Genomic DNA, 22,278 nt, shown 5'->3' on the forward strand with positions numbered 1-22,278 from the left:
CCAAGCGGAGACGACATGCCGCCGGGCCGCGACGGTCCAGGAGCCGAGCGCCCTGGCAAATGGAGGGCCGAGCCGCATCCGAAACGCCGATCGGGGCGCTAACCCCTTGAAAAACCAGGCGGGAAGGTAGTCGAGGCCCCTCCCCCTCGCAAACCGGGCTGCGTCGATTCCCGTTGCGTGTCAGGGACTTGGAGGCGTGTGCCGGCTCGCTCCCCGGGTCCGGAGTCGCCGGGGTGACTTCCCCTCGACTTTGGCGCCTCGTTGCACCTCGAGAACCCGGAAATCCGAGGCGGCAACGCGATCAAGGGCCGCTTCTGCCGGGTCGATAGGAGACCTGCGTGGAAGGCGAGTCCGAGCCGGAAATCACCGAGAGCCAGCGCGAGGGCCGCCCGGCGGCGTTCGCGAGTCTGGCGCATCAGATCGTGGTGTTCGTGTTCACCGCGACGTTCGTCACCGCCATGCTCGCGAGCTGGGTCGCGATCCAGTCGAGCCGCAGCTCGCTCCGCGAGACCGCGGACCGGCTCTACGGCGTCTCGCTGCGACAGGCGAGCGAGCGAGTCGAGCCGTGGCTCGTCGCGATGCGTGCCGATCTGCGTTGTCCGCCGGCGGGCCAGAGCGCAACCCCGCAAGCACCGTGGGTGGGGCAGGCCTCGTTCTACACGGAACCGACGCCGACCGATGCCTGGGGCGAAGTGCCGCAAGGTGCGCAGGCGGCGCTCCGGGCCGACACGGGCATCGCGCTCGTGACGCTCGCCGACGGGCGCCTCGGCGTCGCCCTCGCGACGTTGCCCGCTTCCCGTGAACCGGGCTGCGTCGGGATCGCCCGCTTCGATGCGCTCGCCCCGGTGCTGGCCCTCGCCCTGCCGAGCGACGACGCCGCCTTCGTCCTCACCGACGCGAGCGGCCGCGCGCTCCTCCAGACCGGCGACACTTCATTCCTCGGCAACGCCGAGCGACTCCCGATCGAGAACTGGGGCCAGGAGCGTCTCCGCGAGACGCGATTCGGTAGCGAGGAGATCCTCGCCGCCACGCGCAGTCTGGCGCCCTGGGGCTGGCGCATCGCCATCGTCGCTTCGACGCGTTCGCTCTACGCGCCCCTGGTGGCGTCGATCCAGCGCGTGCTCCTGATCGACGCGGTGGTCATCGCCTTGTTCTGCGTCTTCGCCTACCGGGTGACGTCGCGCGTGACCGGTCCGATCGGGCAGCTGTCGGCGGTGGCCCGTCGGGTCGCAGACGGCGAGACCGCCCTCGAGATCCCCGAACCGCCGCAGCGCGACGAGATCGGGATCCTCACCCGCGCCTTCAACGCGATGCTGCGTCGCCAGCGCGAGTACCAGACCGAGATCGAGTCGACGAACCGGCGCCTCCAGGACCGCTACGCGGCCCTCCAGCAAGCGACCGAGGTGTTGAACCAGCTGTCCATCACCGACGGCCTGACCAAGCTCCACAACCACCGCTTCTTCCAGGATCATCTGACCCGGGAGATCCGACGCGTCGAGCGCGCCCGAGAAGACCTCGCGATGTTGATCATCGACATCGACGACTTCAAGAAGCTCAACGACCAGTACGGCCACGCGGGCGGTGACGAGGTGCTCGCGCGAATCGCGGGCATCCTGAACGCCGCCGTGCGCGGTGGCGACCTCTGCGCCCGCTACGGCGGCGAGGAGTTCGTGATCCTCGCCCCGAACACGGACATCGAAGGCGGCTACGCCCTCGCCGAGAAGACCCGCATGGCGATCGAAGAGACCGACTTCCTGATCGACGAGGCCTTCGAGGCGCTCAAGGTCACGGTGTCGATCGGCGTGGCCGCCTACCGGGGCGACCGCAAGGCGTTCTTCGGCAAAGCCGACCAGGCGCTCTACCAGGCGAAGGCCAACGGCAAGAACTGCGTCGTCGTTCACCCGGACGACCTCGCCTAGCGCAAGGGCGCGCGAACAGCGCGACGCCGAGGGGACGCGGGCTATGCTCGTCCGCGTGAGCGTGGTCGTGGGATTGACGGGTGGGATCGGTTCCGGGAAGAGCACCGTGGCGCGGATGTTGGCCGCGCTCGGCGCCACCGTGATCGATGCCGACGCGATCGTCCACGAGCTCCAGGCGCCGGGCATGCCGATGGTCGCCGAGCTCGCCGAAGCCTTCGGGCCCGGCATCCTCGACTCCGAAGGGGCCCTCGACCGCAAGGCTCTCGGCGACATCGTGTTTCGCGACGAGGCGGCGCGCGAACGCCTCGGGCAACTCGTCCACCCGAAGGTCGGCCAGGAGTTCGCACGACGGCTGCAGGCGGCGCTCTCCGAGGGCGTGCCGCTCGTGGTGCTCGACATCCCGCTGCTCTACGAAGGGCGCGAATCAGGCCGCGGCAGTGGCGCCGCCTCGAGCGCCGAAGCGGTGATCGTCGTCTGGATCCCCGAATCGGTGCAGATCGAGCGCCAGATGAAACGCGACGGCTGTGATCGCGCCGAAGCCGAACGCCGGGTCGCGTCCCAACTCTCGCTCGAGCGCAAACGCGAACTCGCCGACCACGTGATCGACAACTCTGGCAGTCTCGAGGCCACCGAAGCGCAGGTGAAGGCGCTCTACGCGCGGCTTACCGGAGCGGCGCCTTCAGCTCGCTGACGAAGGCCGCAGCCGCGTGCACCGCGGCGTCCGGACTGCTGGCCCGCTCGATGCGATCGACGATGGCGCTGCCCACGACGACCCCGTCGGCGAAGCGCGCGACGTCGGCGGCGTGCTCGGGGGTCGACACCCCGAAGCCGACGCAGACCGGGATGTCGCTGTAGGCGCGCACCGCCTTCACCTCGCCCTCGAGGGACTGGGACATCGCGCCGCGCGCCCCCGTCACGCCGGTGAGGGAGACGAAGTAGAGGAAGCCACCGCTCTCGGTCGCCAGCTTCTCGAGCCGGTCCGGCTCGGTGGTGGGCGACGCGAGCAGGATCGGGTCGACGTCTCGCGCCCGAAGCGCCGCGTGGAAGCTCTCGCCCTCTTCCGGCGGCAGGTCGACGATGATCAGGCCATCCACGCCTGCCCCGTGGGCCGCTTCGGCGAACGCCTCTTCCCCCATCGAGACCAGATTGTTCGCGTAGCCCATCAACACGAGAGGGATCTCGAGATGCGGACGCACGCGCGCGACCAGCTCGAGCACCTTGCGCAGGGTGGTCCCGCCGGCGAGCGCGCGCTCGCTCGCGCGCTGGATCGTCGGTCCCTCGGCCATCGGGTCGGAGAACGGCACGCCCAGTTCGATCGCGTCGGCACCGGCCTCCGCCATCGCGACGATCAGGGCCCCCGTGGTCGCGAGGTCCGGATCGCCCGCGGTCACGAACGGCACCAGGGCCTTTTCGCCCCGTGCACGTAGCGTCGCGAAGCGTTCGGAGAGACGGCTCATCGCACGCCCCGCATCACGACACGCTCGCGTCGCGCTGCCGCAGCAGATCGCGCACCTGGGGCGCGTCCTTGTCGCCACGACCGGACAGGTTGATGAGGATCTGCTGCTCGGGGCCGAGCTGCGGGGCGAGCTTGCGCGCGTAGGCGACCGCGTGGGACGACTCGAGCGCCGGGATCAACCCTTCCGTACGCGACAGGTAAAGGAAGGAGTCGAGCGCCTCCTCGTCGGTCGCGGTCACGTACTCGGCGCGACCGCTGTCGCGGAGGTGAGCGTGCTCCGGGCCGACGCCCGGGTAGTCGAGACCCGCCGAGATCGAATGGGCGGGAAATACCTGCCCGTCGTCGTCGAACAGCAGCAGGCTCTTCATCCCGTGCAGGACCCCCGGCTGACCGGCCTGGAGCGCCGCGCCGTGTCGCCCGGAAGAGAGGCCCTCCCCCGCCGCCTCGACGCCGATCAACCGCACGTCGGTGTCTGCCAGGAACGGATGGAAGATGCCCATCGCGTTCGACCCCCCACCGATGCAGGCCAGGATGACGTCGGGCAGGCGCCCGGTGATCTCGACCATCTGCGCGCGCGCCTCGATGCCGATCACGCGCTGGAAGTCGCGCACGATCGTCGGGTACGGGTGCGGTCCCATCACCGAACCGATGCAGTAGTAGGTGTCGCGTACGTTCGTCACCCAGTCGCGCAGGGCTTCGTTCGTGGCGTCCTTGAGGGTCTGGGAACCGCTCGTCACCGGCCGCACCTCGGCGCCCAGCAGCTCCATGCGGAAGACGTTGAGTGCCTGGCGCTCGACGTCTTCCGCGCCCATGTAGACGACGCATTCCTGACCCAGCAGCGCGGCCGCGGTGGCCGTCGCCACCCCGTGCTGGCCGGCCCCGGTCTCGGCGATCACGCGCGACTTGCCCATGTAGCGGGCGAGCAGGCACTGGCCGAGCACGTTGTTGATCTTGTGCGCTCCCGTGTGGGCGAGATCCTCACGCTTCAGGTAGATGCGCGCGCCACCGAGGTCCGCGGTCATGCGCTCGGCGAAGCTGATCGGCGTCGGCCGTCCCGCATAGCTGGACAGCAGGGAATCGAGCTCGGACGTGAAGGCCTCGGTCGCCGTGATCCGGGGGTAGGCCTCGGTGAGTTCGTCGAGTGCGGCGATCAGCGTCTCGGGAACGAAACGCCCGCCGTAGTCTCCGAAGCGCCCGCGCGCATCCGCCTGACTGTCGAAACCCGGGTCCTTGCCGCTCATTCTGCCTCGGGGGCCTCCGCAGTTCGCACCGCCTTCACGAAGCGGGCCAGCTTGTCGGGATCCTTGCGGTGCTCGGCGCCTTCGACCCCGGACGCCACGTCGACGCCCCAGGGCAGCAGGTCCCCGAGATCCCCCAAGGCCCCTCCCACGTTATCCGCGTCGAGGCCACCGGCCAGGATGACGTCGTGACCGCTCTCGAGCAGCGCCGAAGCGTCGGCCCAGTTCCAGGCCTTCCCCTGGCCTCCGCCTTGGGTCGGGTGGTCGAGCAGGAGCATGGTGCCCGGGAACTCGTCGGCCGCCTCGACATCGGCGCCGCGGATCGCCTTGATCACCGGCAGGTCGACGCCCTCCACTTCTTCTTCCGTCTCTTCGCCGTGAAACTGCAGGCGGTCCAGGTCGACCCGCCGCAGTACCCGATCGATCTCTTCGACCGGCGCGTTCTGGAAGACGCCCACCAGCTCCGCGCGGCCATCGACCCGGTCGGCGATCGCCGCCGCCGTGTTGAGGTCGAGGCAGCGCGGCGATTGAGGCACGAAGTTCAGACCGATCAGGTCCGCACCGGCCGCCACCGCCGCTTCGGCATCGTCCGGGTGCACCACGCCGCAGATCTTGATTCGAACGTTCACGGGGTCCTCCGAAGCCGACGCAGCGCTTCCGCCACGTCGTCTTGACGCATCAGTGATTCTCCCACGAGAAACGCATGGGCACCGGCCGCCGCGAGCCGATCCCGGTCAGCGACGCTGGCGATCCCACTCTCGGCCACCAGCACGACGTCCGACGGCACCTTCGGAGCCAGCCGCTCGGTCACGGCGAGGTCGGTCACGAAGGTCCGCAGATCGCGGTTGTTGATGCCCACGATCGTCGCGCCCGCCTCGAGCGCCACGTCGAGCTCGGCCTCATCGTGCACTTCGACGAGCGCGGCGAGCCCCAGCGCATGGGCCCGCTTCTGCAACGCCACCAGCTCCGCGGGTGTCAGAGCCGCGACGATCAGGAGCACCGCGTCCGCACCGGCGACGCGCGCCTCGTCGATCTGGTAGGCGTCGATCGTGAAGTCCTTGCGCAGCAGCGGGCACGGTGCCTCGGCGCGTACCTGGGCCAGGTAGTCGAGGTGTCCGCCGAAGTACGGCTCGTCGGTCAGGACCGAGATCGCGGCGGCGCCACCCTCGGCATAGGCGCGAGCGCAGGCGGCCGGATCGAAGTCGGGGCGGATCTCGCCCTTGCTCGGCGAGCGGCGCTTCACCTCCGCGATCACGCGAGGTGTGGGCCCAGCCGCGAGGGCTTCCCGGAACGGGCGCGTCGGCTCGTCCATCGCCTCGGCGCGGGCCGCCAACGCATCGCGCGACTCGCGCGCCAGCGCCGCGTCCAGCTCGACCCGCTTCGTGGCCAGGATCTCATCGAGGATCACGCCCGGCCCTCCGCGGTCGCCGCGACGAGCGCATCGAGCTTGGCGGCGGCGGCTCCCGAATCGATCGCGGACCCCGCGCTCGCGAAGCCTGCGGCCAGGTCCGACGCCACCCCCGCCACCCACAGCGCAGCCGCCGCGTTCAGCTGGACGATGTCGCGGGTGGGTCCCTGCTCCCCGGCCAGCACGGCCCGGGTGATCCCCGCGTTCTCCTGGGCGTCGCCGCCCCGCAGCGCGTCGGCCGAGACGAGAGAGAGCCCGAGTTCGGTCGGGTCGATCTCGAAGCGGCGCACCTGGCCGTTCTCGAGCAGTGCCGCGTGGGTCTTGTCGGTGAGGGTCACTTCGTCGAGACCGTCCGCGCCGTGGACGACGAGCGCGCGCTCGGATCCGAGCGCCCCGAGGGCCTCGGCGAGCTTCGGCACGAGCGCCGCGTCATAGACGCCGATCAGCTGGTGCTTCACGCCCAGCGGATTCAGCAGCGGCCCCATGCAGTTCATCAGGGTGCGGATCCCGAGCTCGGCGCGCACCGGCGCGACGTGGCGCATCGCCGGGTGCGCCCGACGCGCGAAGAAAGGCGCCAAGCCGACCTTCTCGAGGACGGCGGCAGCCTGCTCGACGTCGAGTTCGATGCCGACGCCCAGCGCCTCGAGCACGTCGATGCTGCCCGAGCGGCTCGAGGCCGCGCGGTTGCCGTGCTTCGCGACCGGAACGCCGGCTGCCGCGACCACGAAGGCCGCGGTCGTCGAGATGTTGAAGGTGTCGGCGCCATCCCCGCCGGTGCCGCAGGTGTCGACGGTCCGTGGGTCGAGACACGGCGCGGTGACGGCCGCGGCGCGCAGTGCACGCGCGGCCCCCACGATCTCGCCGACCGTCTCGCCCTTGGTGCGCAGGGCGACCAGCAGCGCGGCCACGCTCACCGGCGTCGCCTCGCCCGCCGTGATCTCGGCGAACGCGGCTTCGAGCACCTCCGACGCCAGCTCCTGGCCGGCCACCGCCGTCTCGATCGCGGCGCGCACGCTCACGACGCCGCCTCCACGCCGCAGCGATCCAGGAAGTTGCGCAGCAGGCGCTTCCCACTCTTCGTCAGGATCGACTCGGGGTGGAACTGGACCCCCTCGATGGGGAGCGTCTGATGACGCAGCCCCATGATCTCCTGGTCGGCCGTCCGCGCGGTGATCACCAGCGCGTCGGGGAGGCTCGCCTCGTCGACCACCAACGAGTGGTAGCGCGTTGCCTCGAGAGGCGACGGCAGGCCTTCGAACACCCCACTGCCATCGTGGGAGATCTCCGAGACCTTGCCGTGCATGATCGAGCGCGCCCGGCGGACCCGACCGCCGAAGGCCTCGCCGATCGACTGGTGCCCGAGACACACGCCGAGCAGCGGCAGCGACGCCTTCGCGCAGGCGTGCACCGTGTCGAGCGAAATCCCCGCGCCCCCGGGCTCCCCGGGCCCCGGCGAGATCACCACGCCGGCCGGCCCTTCCTCGAGCAGGGTGTCGACGCTGACCGCATCGTTGCGGACGACCCGAACCTCGGCCCCGAGCTCCGAGAGGTACTGCACGAGGTTGTAGGTAAAGGAGTCGTAGTTATCGATCATCGCGATGTGCATGACGCGCTCGCTCAGTCGACCCCCTCGCGCGCCATGTCGATCGCCTCGACCAGCGCGCGCCCCTTGTTGATGGTCTCCTGCCACTCGGCTTCCGGATCCGAGTCGGCCACGACGCCCGCGCCGGCGCGCAGGTAGATCTCGCCGTCCTTCACGAGCAGCGTGCGGATCGCGATCGCCGTATCCATGTTTCCCGAGTAGTCGATGTAGCCAACGCAGCCGCCGTAGGGCCCGCGCCGCAGCGTCTCGAGCTCGTCGATGATCTCCATCGCGCGGACCTTCGGCGCGCCCGAGAGCGTGCCCGCTGGGAAGGTGGCGCGGAGCAGGTCCAGCCAATCGAGCCCCTCGCGCAGCTTCGCCTGGACGTTCGACACGATGTGCATCACGTGGGAGTAGCGCTCGATGATGGCGTACTGGTTCACGTGGACGCTGCCGGTCTCAGCAACGCGCCCGACGTCGTTGCGGCCGAGGTCGACCAGCATCACGTGCTCGGCGAGCTCCTTCGGATCGGCCAGCAGCTCTTCTTCGAGAGCGAGGTCCTCTTCCGGCGTGCGTCCCCGCGGCCGCGTGCCCGCGATCGGGCGCACGTCGATGCGTCCGTCCTCGAGCCGCACCAGGATCTCGGGCGACGAGCCGATCAGTACGGGACCTTCACAGCGTACGAAGAAGAGATAGGGACTCGGGTTGATCACGCGTAGGTGGCGGTAGATCGTGAAGGGGTCGACCTGGAGCGGGATCCGGAACTGCTGGGACAGGACGACCTGGAAGATATCGCCCGCCTCGATGTACTCCTTCGCCCGCTTGACGGCGTCGTGGTACTCCTCGCGCTCCATGCTGCGGTGCACGTCCATGGGCGCGCGCACGGGCCCGGTCCGCGGCTGGGCCGGCAGCGGTTCCCGCAGCGTGTCGACGACGGCGTCGAGCGCCGCGGTCACCTCCCGGTAGGCGGCGTCGCGGTCGGTGTCCGGGCCGACGGCCACCCAGCGCACGAGGGATGCCGTCTTGCGGACGTTGTCGACCACGACGACGGTCTCGGGCAGCACGAACCAGAGGTCGGGCATCTCGACTTCGTCGGGGTTCTCGTCTGGCACGGACTCGACGTGCCGGACCCAGTCGTAGCCCACCATGCCGACCGCACCGCCGAGGAAGCGCGGCAGCGGCGTGCCCTCGATGTGAGCGGGCTCCATCGCCGCGAGCTTCTCGCGCAGCACTTCGAGCGGGTCGCCGGGCGCCGTCACGCGCTCGATGCCGTCGTCGGTTTCCCACTCCACGTCGTGCCCGCGCGCGCGGAAGATGGCGCGCGCGCCGGTGCCGATGAAGCTGAAGCGTCCCCACTTCTCACCGCCTTCGACCGACTCGAAGAGGAAGCTCGTGCGGCCGTCATCCAGGCGACGGAACAGGGACAGCGGGGTGTCCATGTCGGCGAGAATCTCGCGCACGACCGGAACCCAATTCCCCCTCTTCGCGAGTTCCTCGAAGGATTCTCTGGAGGGGCGAAGCACGGAGGGGCCTCTGGGAGGGGCCGCGAGGGCCTGGGGGAGGAGAGCGCAAAACCCGCGTTCTTTCGAACGGTTACCAAAGGCCCCCAAAGCCGTCAAGCAAGCCTTCGCTGCGACGCACCGGGGTGTCACCGAAGCCCACCAGGCGGTAGACGAACTTCACGTCGACCCCGCGGGTGCGGTCCTCGGAGACCACGATGCCCGCCGCCCAGCACTCGCAGCGGGACAGGTATTCGAGGACGCCCCGGTTGGTCAGCACCAGGTCGCCCTCGATCGAGTACGCCATCTGGTACCGGAGGTTCCAGCGCGCCGTGAGGTCCAGCGAGACTCCGGCCTCGAGCTGCTGGATGTGGTCGATCCGGGAACGCTCGTCGAAACGGTCCCCGGCGCCAAACGCCTCGAACACCTCGGGGATGTCGCGCGCCCAGCGGTACTCGCCCTGCAGCGAGACCCCCACCGGATGGCTCCAGGTGGCCGAAGCCAGGGCCTCGTCCACGCGCCCTTCGTCGGGATCGAGGTCGCCGTGGAAGCGCAGGTCGAGCCCCTGCAGCGGGAACGCGCGGCCCTCGAGGATCAGGGCATCGAAGACTTCCTCCTCGATGTCGAAGAGCCCCTGCAGCGTGACGTCGGCGAGCAGGGACGAGCCGTCGCTGTCGTTCCTGTAGAAGCGGTTGTCGAACCCGAGCGTCGCGCGCTGGGCGCGCCGCACCCGGTCGGCGTCGTCGCGGACCACGGCGTCGAGGTCGAGGCCGCGCACCCGATCGAGGGGCACGGCGGTCGCGGGTCGGAACAGGGGATCGCGGCGCTGGGAGCTGCTCGCCACCAGCGCGTAGCCGGCGCGGGGCTCGAGCACGTGGCGCCAGCCACCGAAGTCGCGACTGAGACGGGTGGTCGCGTCGACGCGAGCGGTCGCGTAGCCGCGCTCCTGGAAGCCGCGCAGCCGACTGTCGTAGAGGCTCTGCCGCCAGCCCACCTCGGGCACGACCTGGATCCCGCGCCAGTCGAGGGGCGCGGCGATGCGCGGGTGCACGATCACGCGGTGCCCCCGGTCGGTGAGAGGTTCGCCTTCCTGGAAGCGACCATCGCCCTCCGAGCCACCCGTGGTCGCGAAGTCGTCGGTGTGATTGTCGGGCAGGCCACCCGGCTCGCGTGCGCCGGTGAGGCCAGCGATCCCGTTGGGCAGCGCGTCGATACCGGTGTCGAGGAAGAGCCCGCCCGGTCCGAGCACGGCGCTCGGCAGCTCGCCCTCGGCCCGCTCGCGGGCCTCGAACCACGCGTAGTCGACGTCGACGGAAGGCACCAGGAAGGGCGCACCGGGCAGCGCCACCGGCAAGAGGTCGACGCGAGCGGTGGGCCAGCGCTGCAACACGAAGCGATCGCGATCCAGGTCGTCGGGGCTCTGCAGGTCGTCGACGAACTGGGCGCCGACCGAGACCCCGAGCGCGTCGAGTTCCCCGAACCCCCGACCGAGCCGCGCTTCGGAACGCAGGTAGCGGTCCGAGCGGCGGCTGTTCAACTCGTCGAAATCGAAGGGCACCTGGTTGTCCGACGCGAAGCCGAAGTCGGTCTCGAAGCGAAGGTCGCCGGGCAGCTTCCAGTCGTGCTCGCCCGACAGGCTCCAGCGGTTGCGGCCGAAGGGCTGCGCCGCCGTCTTGGCGTCGATGTCCTGGTCGCGGGTGAAGGCGGCGAGCACCTCGCCGCTCGACTCCTGACTCCAGGCGTAGTCGAAGAAGGCCGCCCCGCCGGCGCCCCGCTCGGTCGAGTAACGCGGGGTCAGGATGAGACCTGCCTCGTCGGCGATCGCCCAGAAGAAGGGCAGTCCGGCCGAGAAGCCGTTGAAGCTGCTGAAGGAGAACTCCGGGAAGAGCAGGCCCGACTGGCGCTCGGTCTTCACCGGGAACGCCAACCACGGGATCCAGGCCACGGGCACGCCGAGGATCTCGACGCTCGCGTTCTTCGCCGTGGCGTAGCCCTCGATCTGGAGGTCGGCCTCTTCCGCCGAGATCTCCCAGGGCACCCGCTCCTCCGGATCGGGACAACGACAGGTGGTGAAGCGGCCCTCGCGGAACCGGTAGGTGTCCGGTCCGGTCTTCTCGATCTCGGCGGCACCGGCGCGGAAGGGGGTGCTCTCGGCCTCCAAGGCGCCGCCGTAGAGGGTACCCGCGACCGTATCGAGTTCGAAGGCGACGAAGTCGGCGGTGACCACGTCTTCGCCATCGGCGAGCGACACGTTTCCGCTCGCCACGCCAAGGCCGGTGGTGCGGTTGAAGGCCGCCCAATCCGCTCGCAGGGTGCGCCCGTGCTGCACGATCTTCACGCGGCCACGCGCCACGTAGAGCTCGCGCTCCATCTCGTAGGAGAGCGCGTCGGCGGTCAGCTCGAAGGGCTCGTTGCGGAGCTCTTCCGGGAGGTCTGCGACCGGCTGGGCACCCGCCGGGACCGCCGCCAGGGCCGCGATCCAAACACCCACGGCGCAGACTCCCGCGATCCAGACACGCACTTGCCGCGGCATGCGGGCGGCAGCCTAGCCCGAATCCCCCCTCCCCCGCCGCCGCAACGCGTCACGGGCCGGTTCGGGCCGTACGGCGAAAGAAAGCGCCCTAGGCCGCGTCCGACATCTCGAGGAACTGGTTCAGCGCCTCGGTGTCGGGCACCAGCAGCACGTCGTCCTCGAGCAGCGCCAGCTTGCGATCGAAGAGCTGATGCAGCGCGCGGTGGGCTTCGAGCATCGACAGGCCCGCCGACTGGGCGAGCTGGGCCAGCCGTGCATCGATGCGCACGCCGTGGTCGCCGTGGGCTTCCCCGTGGCGCATCAGGGCCCGGACCACCGGGCGCATCAGGTCGTCGACCCCGAGCGCCGCGAGCCGGCGCTCGGCCTCGATCAGCCGCGAAACCAGCACGCGAATCATGCGGATCGCGATCACGGGCTCTTCCAGGCACATGCCCTCGAGCGTGTCCCGATCGAGGGCGATCACCCGGGTCGTGTTCACGGCGATGGCCCGCGCGTTACGGCGCTCGCCGAGCACCACGCCCAGCTCCCCGAAGAAGTCGCCGGGCCCCAGGCGCGCCACGACGCGCTCGCGGGCTTCGGTCTCGCGGATGAGCTCCACTTCCCCCGACTGGATCACGTAGAGCTGATCGCCGGGGTCACCGGTCTCGAAGACCGTCTCGCCCGGTGACAGCGTGCGCTGGTAGTAGCGGCGTCCGCCCACGGACACGTTCTGCGCGGCCACGACCTGCCCTCCTCGGTTCGACGCCACGAGGCGACGCTCCAAGGACGCTTGTCGTCGGTCCCGCGGGCAGGCTTGAGGCCCCGCGCGTCGCGGGGCGGCCCGAGGTCGCTAGGAACCGATCAGGTGGGCGATCGACTCCTCGACCTCCTGGGCGGTCTTCAGGCCCACGGTCACCGAGTCGACGTTGCCCTCGGGGCTGACGACGACCATCGCCGGGAACCCGAGGGCCCCGAAGCGGCGGGCGAGATCTTCGTCGGCGCCGGTCAACACCGGGTAGTCCGCGACCGCCTCGTTCTCCAAGCCCCACTCGCGCACTTCTTGCGGTGTGGCGCCGCCGATCTCGACCCCGACCACGACCAGGTCACCGCGCTCCCGGTGACTCTCGAAGACCTGGTTGAGCTCGGCCGGCTGGAACACGCACGGCGCGCACCAGGTGGCCCAGAAGTCGATCACGACCGTTCGGCCGCGGTGATCGGCGAGGCGGAAGGGCTCGCCCCTCAGATCGGGATGGGTGAAGTCCGGCGCGTCGCCGGCCGGCGCCGCCGCGTCGGGCGCACCCGAATCCGCTGCAGACGGTGCCTCGGCCTCCGGTGCGCAGCCGGCCAGAACCCCGAAAAGCGCCGCCAGAGCCAGGGCCCCGCTGGCAGCAGGTGCGCGTCGGTGTGCTCGGTTCGTCATTGGATGGCCTTCTCCGCGGCGTTGATGAAATCGTTCAAGAAACTGAAGTAGCGATTGAGGGCCGTGAACTGATCCGTCACCAGCAGGAAGCCGACGCCCACGAGCACGAAGCCCGACGCCAACTCCAGCTTGTGGAAATGGTCCTTGATCTTCGCGAAGGCGCGGAAGAACCATTCGATGCTCCAGCCGGCCAGCAGAAACGGAATCGCCAGACCCGCCGAATAGACCAGCAGGAGCCCCACTCCCTGGAGCGCGGTTTCGCGTGCGCCCGCCACGGTGAGGATCGTCGCGAGGATCGGACCGATGCACGGCGACCAACCGAGGGCGAACCCCGAGCCGATCACCGCGGAACTCCAGAAGCTCCGCTTGCGCACGGAGAAGTTCATGCGCGTGTCTCGATACAGGGCCTGGATCGGCGACAGCCCCATCATGTGGAGCCCGAAGACGATCACGACGATGCCTGCGATCTGGCTCACGCCGATCTCGAGCCCGAAGAGTTCGAGGCGCCACGTGCGCACCACGTGACCGACGGCGACGGCGCCGACGCCCATCAACACGAACACGAACGAGAAGCCGGTCACGAACCCGAAACACGCCCGCATGACCCGCTTGCGCAGGTCCGCGTCCTCACTGCCGGCGCGCATCTCGTCGACGGAAATGCCCGAGATGAGCGACAGGTAGGCAGGCATCAGGGGCAAGACGCAAGGCGAGAGCACCGAGAGGAGCCCCGCCGCGAAGGCCAGGAAGATGTCCGGGCTTGCCGACGCCGCCATAGTCGATGAGGAAAGCACCTGGCCCCAGCCAATGCCAACCACGCGGGGACCCTACCGGGCGGGCCTGTTCGCGCTTCGGGCCCCAGGACGAAGCCGAAACGAAGACGGGCGACGAAGAGCCTCGAGAGCTCTCCGCCGCCCGTTCTCGGAGGCGTATCCCGATCGACCGGGAAGCGCTTCCAGCGCGCCTCACCGACCCGGGAGCCGGTGAGAAGCGCCGAGACCGTCACCGGCCTAGTAGTCTTCCTCGTAGAAGGTCGACTCGTCGACGGCCGCATGCTGGATCTCGCGGTAGCGCGGATCCTGACCGTAGAACTCGAGCCCTTCTTCCATGCGCAGGTGCGAGGGCGTGACCACGTAGTCACCGCGCACCGACGCCGTCACGACGGCATCGAGCACTTCCTGATCGCCGCCCGCGAGGCCCCAGGCGATCCCGCCGAAGACCAGGCCGAGCGTGGCGTAGGTGAGCTTTGCCGGGCCGTAGATCAGCGTGCTGAGTGCGGAGAGCGCACCGAGGCCCGCCTCGTTGCCCAGGCTCGTGTCCTCTTCCGACCAGGCTGCCGTCGGTGCCGCGATCACGGCCAACGCCAGCGCGCCCGACAGCGCCCAACTTCGCGTTCGATTCATTCGTCCAACCTCCCGATCGTCCCCGATCGTCTGGTGTTGTGCGGAACCGACGACCCCCCGCCGACGGTTCCCGGGTGGGCCCGAAACGATCCGCGCCGCGCAGCAGCCCGGAATCGCTTCCGATGCTCTCGCGCGGCTCCCGACGAAACCTGCCCCCCAGCAGGCGACCCGTCGGTGACGGCTCTCACGGGCCCTCACACGTCTTTCAACGTCGTCCCAGCGCGGTCTCCGACCCCCGTCCGGCCGAAATCAAACGCTGGTACCCCCCGCTGGGGAGAATGACTTCGCGCCTTCCCAAGTCAAGTGGGAATCGACGTTTTCCGCAGGGTTAGAAGCGTCTCTGCCGGCGCCGAAGCGCCGGGTGCGCGTCAGAAGCGTCGCTGGGTATCGAGGAGCAGCGTCACCGGCCCGTCGTTGGTGAGGTGGACCTCCATGTGCGCGCGGAAGCGCCCGGTGACGACGTCCACCCCGGCCTCACGCGCCGCCTGAGCGACCGCCTCGACCAGGGGGGCGGCCAGTTCGGGTGCGGCCGCTTCGCCGAAGGACGGCCGGCGCCCCTGCCGCGCGTCGCCGAGCAGGGTGAACTGGGAGACCACGCCGAGCGTGCCGCCCGTGTCGGCCAGGGACCGGTTCATGCGGCCGTCCGGGTCGGGAAAGATCCGCAATCCCACGAGCTTGCGCGCCAGAGTTCGTGCGTCGCCCTCGTCATCGCCTGCCGCGACGCCCACCAGGGCGAGGAGCCCCTCGCCCATGCGCGCCACCTCGTCCCCCTCCACGACGACGGCGGCCCGAGACACCCGCTGTACGACCGCGCGCACGGGGGCTAGATCTGGTCCTGCCGGGCGAAGCGCCCCTCGTAGCGCGCCTCGCCATCCGTGTGCATCAAGACCAGCTGGCACAGGCGCACGCCGGCGTGGATGCGCAGCGGGTGACCCGCCACGTTGCTCATCTCGAGCACCTGCCGGTTGTCGACACCGGGCTGCACGAACGCCGAGGTGACGTGGATCATCAGCCCGAGCCTTGCGAAGCGGCTGCGCCCTTCGAGAAATCCGCACAGGTTCCCGGGCAGCCGGATGCGCTCTCGGGTGATGCCGTGAATCGTGGAGCCGGGCTCGAGGACGTAGGGCTCGGCGAGAGTCCGGACCTCGGTGTGGTCGCGATAGTCCGTGTCCGCCAACAGATCGATGGGCCGTTCCGGATGCGCGAACACCCGGATCTCGTCGCCGAGCATCAGGTCGATCGACGCCGCACCGAGCTGATCCGCTTCGAACGGCGTGATCACCAGACGCCCACTGTCGAGCTCGGCGCGAATCGCATCGCGCGTCAACACACTCATGTCGCGCTCCCACCCCCGGAACTGTCGAGCGCGCGCATGATACCGTACGGCCATGCCGCATCCGTTCTTCGACCTGCCGGGTCCGTTGGCGATCGGGCACCGCGGCTGTGCGGGCGAGCGTCCCGAGAACACGCTGGTCTCGTTTGCGAAGGCCTGTGAAGACGGAGCCCAGATCCTCGAGTCCGACGTCCACGTCACCCGCGATGGCGTGCCGGTGCTGCTCCACGACGACGATGTGTCACGGGTCAGCGACGGGACGGGTCAGGTGCGCGACCTCTCGCTCGCCGAGCTGCAGCGCCTCGACGCCGGCCACCACTTCACCGCGCCCGATGGCACGCATCCCTTCCGCGGTCAGGGTGTGCAGGTTCCGGCCCTCGCGGAAGCCCTCGCCGCGCTGCCCGGCATGCGGTTCAACCTCGAGCTGAAGGAAGACCTGCCCGACCTGATCGAAGCCACGGTCGAGGTCGTGCGCGACGCCGACCGCGAAGCGCTCACCCTGCTGACCGCCGCGGAAGATCCGCTGATGGCGCGACTGCGGAAGCACGTGGAGAGCGTCGGCAGCAGCGTTGCCCTCGGCGCCTGCACGGGAGAGGTGGCGGGCTTCGCTCTGGCCGCGCGGGATGGAACACCGCCGCCGGACGGACCGATGGCCCTGCAGATTCCCACCCACTTCGTGGGTCAGCCGCTGGTGACCCCGGCACTCCTCGATGCGGCCCATGCCGCCGGCGTCCAGGTCCACGTCTGGACGATCAACGAGCCCGACGAGATCGCGGCGCTGCTCGCGCTCGGGGTCGACGGGATCGTCTCCGACCATCCGGCGCGGGTCGTGGCGGCGCGCGCGGGAGCGTGAGCGAGCCGTCGGCCTTCGTCTGGGACGCGCGCGAAGCGCTCGCCGCCGCGGCCAACCGGGGCCCGGTCGTCGACCTCGCCTGCGGGCGTGGTCGCAACGCGCTGCCCCTCGCGAGGCATGGTGTCCGGATCGTGGGCTTCGACCGAAACGGGGACCATCTGGGGGAGCTCGCGGCCGCGGCGAAGGCGGAGGGCCTCCCGATCGAACTCGCCCAGGCCGACTTCGAGAACCCGACGTCGCTGCCGCTGGGGGCCGGGAGCTGCGCGGCGCTGATCGTCTGCCGCTACCTGCATCGGCCCCTGTGCCCAGCCCTGGTCGAAGCGCTCCAGCCCGGCGGCTGGCTGCTCTACGAAACCTTCACGCGGGACCAACCCAAACTCGGCTATGGGCCCAAGAACGAAGCCTTTTTGCTGGAGGCCGGCGAGCTCCCGCGACTCTTCTCGGGGTTGGAGATGGCCCACCACTGGGAAGGCGTGACGGACGAGGCGAAACCCGCGGCCGTGGCCCAGCTGTGGGCGCGGAAACCCGAGCGGGGAGGCGCGTGAGCTAGAAGCGCGAGACCGGGTCCACCAGGTCGACCGTGCCCAGGTAGCCACCTCCGACCGCGATCGCGTCGTGAGCGACGTAGCCCAGCAGCGCCTGGGAGCGCTCGGGCATGGCCTTCACCGCCTCGATCGGAACGCTCAAGTACTGGTTCTCTTCTGTCCGCAACCACCCGGCGCAGAAGGAGACGTGCATCCCGCGCCGGCCCCGTTCGGCCGACGTGTTCGCGCCACCCGCGTGGATCGTCGAGCCCAGGTAGAGCACCGCGCTGCCCGCCTCCATCTCGGCGACGGCGATCTCGTCTTCGGTGGGCTGGCGGTCGCGCGGCCACCGGTGGCTGCCGGGGACCACGCAGGTGCCGCCGTTCTCGCGGTCGAAGCGTTCGAGGGCGATCACCGAGGCGAGCTGCAGCTCGGGGTGCGGCTGGGGCACATGGGGCCAGACCTGCTCGTCACGGTGCAAGAGCTGTCGCTCGGCGCCCGGTCCGCGATCCATCACGTGGGCGGTGTTCAGGATCACCGAGCAGGCGCCCTCGCCGAGGATCTCCTCGCTGACTTCCGCGAAGAGATCGTCGGGCAGGATCTCGTGGGCGAAGACCTGGGAGTGGGCGGCGACCGCGGTCAGATGGCGGGTCTTCGCCCCGAAGAAGAAGGAGACGCCCGGGTTCACGAATTCCCGAGCCGGATCGAGACTTTCCATCACCGGGTCGAGTTCCTGGTTGAAGCGCTGCAGGCAGTCCGCATCCAGGAACCCCTCGACGATCACCGCACCGGATTCCCGAAGCGCAGGCACGACCTGGGACGCGTCGCGAGACGCGATGCGCGGAACCGATTCGGCCATCGAGCCTTCCTCCTCGCCGCGCGCCCGGAGAAGCGAGCGCCGGCGCGCGCATCTTCCCATACCCGAGGAGCCGCGTGAACGGGGCCGTCCGCGAAACCGGACCCGACCGACTCAGCCCGACAGCTGGCCCAGGGCCCAACGCGCGTGCTCGGCGAGAACCGCATCGTCGCTCTGCAGATGGCGCTCGATCCACGGTCGCAGCTCCGGATCACGCGTGTTCCCGGCCGCGACCAGCGCGTTGCGCACGAGCCCCTGATAGCGGGTGCGGCGGAGCGCCGTCTTGCGGGTCGCCTCGCGCCAGCGCTCCTCGTCGAGTCCGAGCACCCAGGCCAGGGTGGGCGCCTGCCAGTCGGGACGCGGTGCGATCCGCGCGCGCAGTCCGTGGGGGTCCGGGGGAATCGGCCGTCGCTCGCGCTGGTTCCACGGACACACCTCCTGGCAGAGGTCGCAGCCGAAGCCCCAGTCGCCCTGCCCTGCGCGCATCGTTTCGGGGATCGGACCGCGCAATTCGATCGTGGTGTACGAGATGCAGCGCGTGGCATCGAGGACGTAGGGCTCGGGAAAGGCGTCGGTGGGACACGCATCGAGACACGCCCGACAGCTGCCGCAGTGGTCGGGCTCCGGCTCGCCGGCGGGCAGCCACCAATCGGTGAGGATCGCTCCCAGGAAGAGGTACGAACCGAGGCGCGGATGGATCAGGCAGGTGTTCTTGCCGACCCAACCCAGCCCTGCCGCCGCCGCATGGGCCCGCTCCTGCACCGGCCCCGTGTCGACGTAGCCGCGCGTGCGCACCGGCCGATCGGCGAGCGTCGGCAAGCCGGCCTCGAACGCCCGCAGGCGATCCACGAGCACGTCGTGGTAGTCGTCGCCGCCCGCGTAGCGCGCCACGCGAAACGGCGCGGCGTCGGCCGACGGACGCTCGCCCGGGTCGTATACGAAGCCCACGGCGATGACGCTCTGGGCCCGTTCGAGCAGTCGCCGCGGATCCTCGCGCTCCTCCACCCGGCGCCCGATGTAGTGCATCTCGCCGGCGTAGCCGCGCGCGAGCCACTCGCGAAGGAAGCGGGTCTGATCCGTGGGCTCGGCGGCTGCGATGCCGACCAGATCGAACCCGAGCGAGAGCCCGAGAGCTTCGACGCGGGCGGCGTCGGCGGGAGTGCCTCGGGGCGCTTCGCTCACGGGGCCACGCTGGGCCAGACCGTGGGGAGGGTCAAGCGGTGGCGGGCGGTGGCGCGATCGGGTCGCCGTCTTCGGTGAGCCGACGCAGCAGGCTGCCGAAGGCGATCACCAGCACCACGGCGAAGGCCGAAGTGAGCAGCCCCGCCATGTCGTGGAGCGTCCCGGTGGTGGCCCGCTCGATCCCCACCGCATTGGCTGCGTAGACCGTCACGATCACGCGGATCGCGTTGCCGAGCAGCGCTGCCGGGACCACCGCGAGCACGATCGCCGCGCGACGCCAGAACACCTCGTCGGTGAAGCGCGCCAACAGGAACCCGATCGGGATCAAGCTGATCAGCGACGTGATCCCACTGCACGCCTCGGCCACGAAGAGCGAGCCGCCACCCGGCAGCCGGATGACGTTGCCGTCGCGCAGCACGGGCACGTCGAAGGCGTGGAGCACCGCCACCGCAGCCTGACTGGCGATCGTCTGCAGACTCACGATCAGCGGCGTCACCCAGCTGGTGGGCAGCGGGATCATGAACAGCAGGAAGCCGAGCGGGAAGGCGAAGGTGCGCAGGACACCCGGGCCGCCGCGGAACATCACGAGACAAGTCACCGCCGCCACGAGCGCGAGGCCCTGGAGGCTCACCTGGCCGATCAAGAGGCCGAAGGCGTAGAGCCCGAGCGACAACCCGAGCCCAGCCAGGGCCGGCAGATAGCGCTGACTCGGCCCGAGCTTCTTCCAGAGCGGCTGCCCCGAGGCCAAGGCGACCAAGGGCACCAGGAAGCCGTGGTTGTAGTAGTCGTGGGCCTGCCAGTGTTCGGCCAGGCCCATGACGGCCGGGGCGAAGATGACCGCCAGCCCGATCCAGAGGACCGTCTCGAGTGTGAAGCGCTGCATGGGTGCCTGTGTGGGTAGGCGCTCGGGCCGCCGAAAGGTACATCGGTCTCGCGCTCGGCCCGCGGGAGCGGTAAAGGCGCGGGCGAAACAGGCCCGACGGGAGTTCCGGCCACCCCACCTCACCCCCCTCGCCCCGGCGCCCCGCGAAGTGCTAATTTTCCGGCCATGGCAGCTTCCGACCCGACTCTCGACTCGATCGCTCAGCCCGAACCGGCACCGGCCGAAGCGCGCTACGAGCCGCCGCGCTTCGACGTGATCTGCCTGGCCTGCGAGATCTCGGCCTACGCGCCCGACGGCGACCCGCTCTTCTAGCGGCGTACCGCGACGCGCATCCGATGTGCCGCCCGGCTCCCTCCCCGGTCCGAGCGGCGGGTAGCGACGTGGGTCTGGCTGAGGGGCCCTCCCCCCAAACCCGAGCCGCCGTTCGGTCGATGAGACACCCGGGTGGCACTCGCGCGGAACACCGCATCGGGACGCCGGCCCGGAAGGGGTGACCCAGGTGGCGGAACGCCAGGCCGGATTCTGGAAGACGCTGCGCGAAGCGCTGCGGCGCTACTTCGTCGCCGGCATCCTCGCCTTCGCGCCGCTCGCCATCACGATCTGGGCAATCGCCTGGATCATCCAGCGTCTCGACAATTTGCTGCTCCCCACCGTGCTCTCCTGGGTCTTCCCGAACCTGGAGGATCCGCCGCGCATTCCGCTGGTGGGCGCCCTCTTCACGCTCGTCGTGATCCTGTTGATGGGCGTGGTGGCCCGGCACCTGTTCGGCGGTGAGTTCATCCGCGCCTGGGAGCGCCTGCTCTCGCGCGTCCCGGTGGCGCGGAACATCTATGCCGGGGTGAAGCAGCTCTTCGAAGCGATCTTCCAGCGCAACGAGTCGCGCTTCAACCGCGTCGTGCTGATCGAGTACCCGCGCCGCGGCATCTACGCCATCGCCTTCACCACCGGCGACGCGCGGGGCACCGTCCAGGAGATCACCGAAGAGCGCGTCATCAACTGCTTCCTGCCGACGACACCGAACCCGACCTCCGGGTTCTACCTGCTGGTGCCCGAGTCACAGGTGCGAGACGTGGACCTGACCGTCGAGGACGCCTTCAAGCTCGTGATGTCGGCAGGCCTGGTGACGCCCGAGAACGCCAATCAGATCCCGCTCCCGCTTTCGGACGCGGGATCGGAGCCGGCTATCGAGGCAACGGTGCCGACGTCACCCGCGTCACCAGCGCGCGAAGGCCGGGGTGGCTGAGCAGCCCGACCGTATCGCCGTTCTGCACCATCGCGACGACCTGCGGGTCCTGAAGTAGCGCCTGGACCTCGGGATCGTTCTTCAGCCCGCGGAGCCGCGGAGACACCTGGTGCATCACGTCGGCGACGGCATCGTGGAACACCTGCCGGTTGCCGGCCGCTTCGGCGGGCACGAAGCCCAGGTTCGCGAAGCGCTGACGTAGGGCCTCGTCGCCGGAGAGCTTCTGGAAGCTGCCGCGGTTGAGGGCGGTGTCGACGTTGCCGTGCTCGATGTAGGTCCAGAACATCGTGTCGTTCTGGATCGACGCGATCGCCGGCGACTCGACCACGCTCTGCAGCTCCTCGAGCGCCATCGCCGGTCGCGCGGTGAAGCGCGCCGCCACCCGCGCCGACGGATCATCGCCGAGCGCCTGGGTGAGACCGCTCTCGACGACCTCGGCGGTCATCTCGGCCACCACCGAATCGCCCACCTCGGGCAGGGGCGGCTCGATGCCGGCCAGGCGCAGGCTATCCACCCAGCTCGCCAGGATCACGAGCAGCACCGACACCAGCGCGCCGCGCACGGCGCCGAAGCTGCCGCCCACGAAGCGGTCGCGCACGCTCCGGGCCGCATTCTTGCCCCCCAGGAACTTCTTCAGGATGGCGGAGGCGATCCCCAGAACCACGTAGGTGCCGAAGAAGACGATCGTGCCGGCCACGGGCATCGCCCAGAGCGCGGGGACATCGAGGCGCTCGCCCAGAAGGGGCGCGAGCCCTGGAGCCAGCGTGAAGGCCGCGAGATAGGCGACGACGAGCGTGGCGAGGCCCAGGCCCGTGGCGAGGGCACCCCGCCAGGCCCCGAGGGCCACGAAGATCCCCATCACCACGGCGACGAGCCCGTTCAGCCACATGGCCGCTGCATCGGAGGGACGGTTCGGGGGCTAAAGCCGGCCGGAATCGGCCCCGATCCAAGCAGTGCCGCCCCCTCCACT

24 protein-coding genes are annotated in these 22,278 nt (G+C 70.0%); 6 read left to right on the forward strand and 18 right to left on the reverse strand.

Features of this window, described 5'->3' with window-relative positions:
• The first annotated feature begins 338 nt into the window (after positions 1-338).
• Complete coding sequence (locus AAF430_25360; protein MEM7413586.1) at positions 339-1,919, forward strand: diguanylate cyclase; 1,581 nt, start codon at positions 339-341, stop codon at positions 1,917-1,919.
• A 55-nt stretch (positions 1,920-1,974) separates the two neighbouring features.
• Positions 1,975-2,610 (forward strand): dephospho-CoA kinase, encoded by a 636-nt coding sequence (gene coaE / locus AAF430_25365; GenBank protein MEM7413587.1) that lies wholly within the window; start codon positions 1,975-1,977, stop codon positions 2,608-2,610.
• Here coaE and trpA read toward each other — a convergent pair.
• The 14 genes from trpA to dcd all read right to left on the reverse strand — a co-directional run bounded on the left by trpA (position 2,582) and on the right by dcd (position 15,770).
• On the reverse strand, positions 2,582-3,376 hold the full coding sequence (gene trpA / locus AAF430_25370) for a tryptophan synthase subunit alpha (protein ID MEM7413588.1): 795 nt from the start codon (positions 3,374-3,376) through the stop codon (positions 2,582-2,584). The two genes, coaE and trpA, sit on opposite strands and share 29 nt — an antisense overlap.
• Positions 3,377-3,389: 13 nt before the next feature.
• Positions 3,390-4,616 carry a tryptophan synthase subunit beta gene (trpB, locus tag AAF430_25375; GenBank protein MEM7413589.1) on the reverse strand — a complete coding sequence of 409 codons (1,227 nt, stop codon included), beginning with the start codon at positions 4,614-4,616 and terminating at the stop codon, positions 3,390-3,392.
• Entirely contained in the window at positions 4,613-5,242 is a 630-nt protein-coding gene (locus AAF430_25380) for a phosphoribosylanthranilate isomerase (protein ID MEM7413590.1), read from the reverse strand. The genes trpB and AAF430_25380 overlap by 4 nt, the downstream gene beginning before the upstream one ends.
• A complete protein-coding gene (trpC, locus tag AAF430_25385; protein MEM7413591.1) occupies positions 5,239-6,021 on the reverse strand; it encodes an indole-3-glycerol phosphate synthase TrpC in 783 nt (260 codons plus the stop codon). Before trpC ends, AAF430_25380 begins: the two co-directional genes overlap by 4 nt.
• Positions 6,018-7,040, reverse strand: a complete 1,023-nt coding sequence (trpD, locus tag AAF430_25390) for an anthranilate phosphoribosyltransferase (GenBank protein ID MEM7413592.1) — start codon at positions 7,038-7,040, stop codon at positions 6,018-6,020. Before trpD ends, trpC begins: the two co-directional genes overlap by 4 nt.
• Positions 7,037-7,627 (reverse strand): aminodeoxychorismate/anthranilate synthase component II, encoded by a 591-nt coding sequence (locus AAF430_25395; protein ID MEM7413593.1) that lies wholly within the window; start codon positions 7,625-7,627, stop codon positions 7,037-7,039. The genes trpD and AAF430_25395 overlap by 4 nt, the downstream gene beginning before the upstream one ends.
• 11 nt (positions 7,628-7,638) lie before the next feature.
• A complete protein-coding gene (gene trpE, locus AAF430_25400; protein MEM7413594.1) occupies positions 7,639-9,042 on the reverse strand; it encodes an anthranilate synthase component I in 1,404 nt (467 codons plus the stop codon).
• A 154-nt stretch (positions 9,043-9,196) separates the two neighbouring features.
• Positions 9,197-11,635, reverse strand: coding sequence for an LPS assembly protein LptD (gene lptD / locus AAF430_25405; GenBank protein ID MEM7413595.1), 2,439 nt, complete (start codon positions 11,633-11,635; stop codon positions 9,197-9,199).
• Positions 11,636-11,723: 88 nt separating this feature from the next.
• Positions 11,724-12,356: a Crp/Fnr family transcriptional regulator gene (locus tag AAF430_25410; protein MEM7413596.1), complete on the reverse strand. Its 633-nt coding sequence runs from the start codon at positions 12,354-12,356 to the stop codon at positions 11,724-11,726.
• Positions 12,357-12,464: 108 nt separating this feature from the next.
• Positions 12,465-13,034 (reverse strand): TlpA disulfide reductase family protein, encoded by a 570-nt coding sequence (locus AAF430_25415; GenBank protein ID MEM7413597.1) that lies wholly within the window; start codon positions 13,032-13,034, stop codon positions 12,465-12,467.
• A complete protein-coding gene (locus AAF430_25420; protein MEM7413598.1) occupies positions 13,031-13,807 on the reverse strand; it encodes a cytochrome c biogenesis protein CcdA in 777 nt (258 codons plus the stop codon). Before AAF430_25420 ends, AAF430_25415 begins: the two co-directional genes overlap by 4 nt.
• 234 nt (positions 13,808-14,041) lie before the next feature.
• Positions 14,042-14,434 carry a hypothetical protein gene (locus AAF430_25425; protein MEM7413599.1) on the reverse strand — a complete coding sequence of 131 codons (393 nt, stop codon included), beginning with the start codon at positions 14,432-14,434 and terminating at the stop codon, positions 14,042-14,044.
• Positions 14,435-14,802: 368 nt separating this feature from the next.
• Positions 14,803-15,252 carry a D-aminoacyl-tRNA deacylase gene (dtd, locus tag AAF430_25430; protein MEM7413600.1) on the reverse strand — a complete coding sequence of 150 codons (450 nt, stop codon included), beginning with the start codon at positions 15,250-15,252 and terminating at the stop codon, positions 14,803-14,805.
• 5 nt (positions 15,253-15,257) lie between these two features.
• Entirely contained in the window at positions 15,258-15,770 is a 513-nt protein-coding gene (gene dcd, locus AAF430_25435; GenBank protein ID MEM7413601.1) for a dCTP deaminase, read from the reverse strand.
• 52 nt (positions 15,771-15,822) lie between these two features.
• On the opposite strand from dcd, the gene AAF430_25440 reads away from it, so the two are divergent.
• Both AAF430_25440 and AAF430_25445 read left to right on the forward strand, forming a co-directional pair.
• The gene (locus AAF430_25440; protein MEM7413602.1) at positions 15,823-16,620 is read left to right on the forward strand and encodes a glycerophosphodiester phosphodiesterase; all 798 of its coding nucleotides are present in this window, start codon (positions 15,823-15,825) and stop codon (positions 16,618-16,620) included.
• Positions 16,617-17,165: a class I SAM-dependent methyltransferase gene (locus AAF430_25445; protein MEM7413603.1), complete on the forward strand. Its 549-nt coding sequence runs from the start codon at positions 16,617-16,619 to the stop codon at positions 17,163-17,165. The genes AAF430_25440 and AAF430_25445 overlap by 4 nt, the downstream gene beginning before the upstream one ends.
• A 1-nt stretch (position 17,166) precedes the next feature.
• Here the strand turns inward: AAF430_25445 and AAF430_25450 are convergent, their stop codons facing one another.
• The 3 genes from AAF430_25450 to AAF430_25460 form a co-directional block, all read right to left on the reverse strand.
• A complete protein-coding gene (locus AAF430_25450) occupies positions 17,167-18,003 on the reverse strand; it encodes a phytanoyl-CoA dioxygenase family protein (GenBank protein ID MEM7413604.1) in 837 nt (278 codons plus the stop codon).
• Positions 18,004-18,114: 111 nt separating this feature from the next.
• A complete protein-coding gene (gene queG / locus AAF430_25455; GenBank protein ID MEM7413605.1) occupies positions 18,115-19,182 on the reverse strand; it encodes a tRNA epoxyqueuosine(34) reductase QueG in 1,068 nt (355 codons plus the stop codon).
• A 31-nt stretch (positions 19,183-19,213) separates the two neighbouring features.
• Positions 19,214-20,065 (reverse strand): exosortase/archaeosortase family protein, encoded by an 852-nt coding sequence (locus AAF430_25460; GenBank protein MEM7413606.1) that lies wholly within the window; start codon positions 20,063-20,065, stop codon positions 19,214-19,216.
• A gap of 165 nt (positions 20,066-20,230) precedes the next feature.
• Between AAF430_25460 and AAF430_25465 the strand changes: the two genes are divergently transcribed.
• Together AAF430_25465 and AAF430_25470 are read left to right on the forward strand one after the other, a co-directional pair.
• On the forward strand, positions 20,231-20,377 hold the full coding sequence (locus AAF430_25465) for a hypothetical protein (protein ID MEM7413607.1): 147 nt from the start codon (positions 20,231-20,233) through the stop codon (positions 20,375-20,377).
• Positions 20,378-20,564: 187 nt separating this feature from the next.
• The gene (locus tag AAF430_25470) at positions 20,565-21,308 is read left to right on the forward strand and encodes a DUF502 domain-containing protein (GenBank protein MEM7413608.1); all 744 of its coding nucleotides are present in this window, start codon (positions 20,565-20,567) and stop codon (positions 21,306-21,308) included.
• On the opposite strand, the gene AAF430_25475 is transcribed toward AAF430_25470, so the two are convergent.
• On the reverse strand, positions 21,247-22,197 hold the full coding sequence (locus AAF430_25475) for a CvpA family protein (protein MEM7413609.1): 951 nt from the start codon (positions 22,195-22,197) through the stop codon (positions 21,247-21,249). The two genes, AAF430_25470 and AAF430_25475, sit on opposite strands and share 62 nt — an antisense overlap.
• Positions 22,198-22,278 lie beyond the last annotated feature (81 nt).

It is taken from the genome of Myxococcota bacterium (assembly GCA_039030075.1).
GTDB lineage: Bacteria > Myxococcota_A > UBA9160 > UBA9160 > SMWR01 > JAHEJV01.

Coding starts and splice junctions, on each gene's coding strand:
- trpA (MEM7413588.1), bottom strand. CDS start 3,376: ATGAGCCGTCTCTCCGAACGCTTCGCGACGCTACGTGCACGGGGCGAA.
- trpB (MEM7413589.1), bottom strand. CDS start 4,616: ATGAGCGGCAAGGACCCGGGTTTCGACAGTCAGGCGGATGCGCGCGGG.
- AAF430_25395 (MEM7413593.1), bottom strand. CDS start 7,627: ATGCACATCGCGATGATCGATAACTACGACTCCTTTACCTACAACCTC.
- trpE (MEM7413594.1), bottom strand. CDS start 9,042: ATGGACACCCCGCTGTCCCTGTTCCGTCGCCTGGATGACGGCCGCACG.
- lptD (MEM7413595.1), bottom strand. CDS start 11,635: ATGCCGCGGCAAGTGCGTGTCTGGATCGCGGGAGTCTGCGCCGTGGGT.
- AAF430_25415 (MEM7413597.1), bottom strand. CDS start 13,034: ATGACGAACCGAGCACACCGACGCGCACCTGCTGCCAGCGGGGCCCTG.
- AAF430_25420 (MEM7413598.1), bottom strand. CDS start 13,807: ATGGCGGCGTCGGCAAGCCCGGACATCTTCCTGGCCTTCGCGGCGGGG.
- AAF430_25425 (MEM7413599.1), bottom strand. CDS start 14,434: ATGAATCGAACGCGAAGTTGGGCGCTGTCGGGCGCGCTGGCGTTGGCC.
- dcd (MEM7413601.1), bottom strand. CDS start 15,770: ATGAGTGTGTTGACGCGCGATGCGATTCGCGCCGAGCTCGACAGTGGG.
- AAF430_25440 (MEM7413602.1), top strand. CDS start 15,823: ATGCCGCATCCGTTCTTCGACCTGCCGGGTCCGTTGGCGATCGGGCAC.
- AAF430_25450 (MEM7413604.1), bottom strand. CDS start 18,003: ATGGCCGAATCGGTTCCGCGCATCGCGTCTCGCGACGCGTCCCAGGTC.
- AAF430_25460 (MEM7413606.1), bottom strand. CDS start 20,065: ATGCAGCGCTTCACACTCGAGACGGTCCTCTGGATCGGGCTGGCGGTC.
- AAF430_25465 (MEM7413607.1), top strand. CDS start 20,231: ATGGCAGCTTCCGACCCGACTCTCGACTCGATCGCTCAGCCCGAACCG.
- AAF430_25475 (MEM7413609.1), bottom strand. CDS start 22,197: ATGTGGCTGAACGGGCTCGTCGCCGTGGTGATGGGGATCTTCGTGGCC.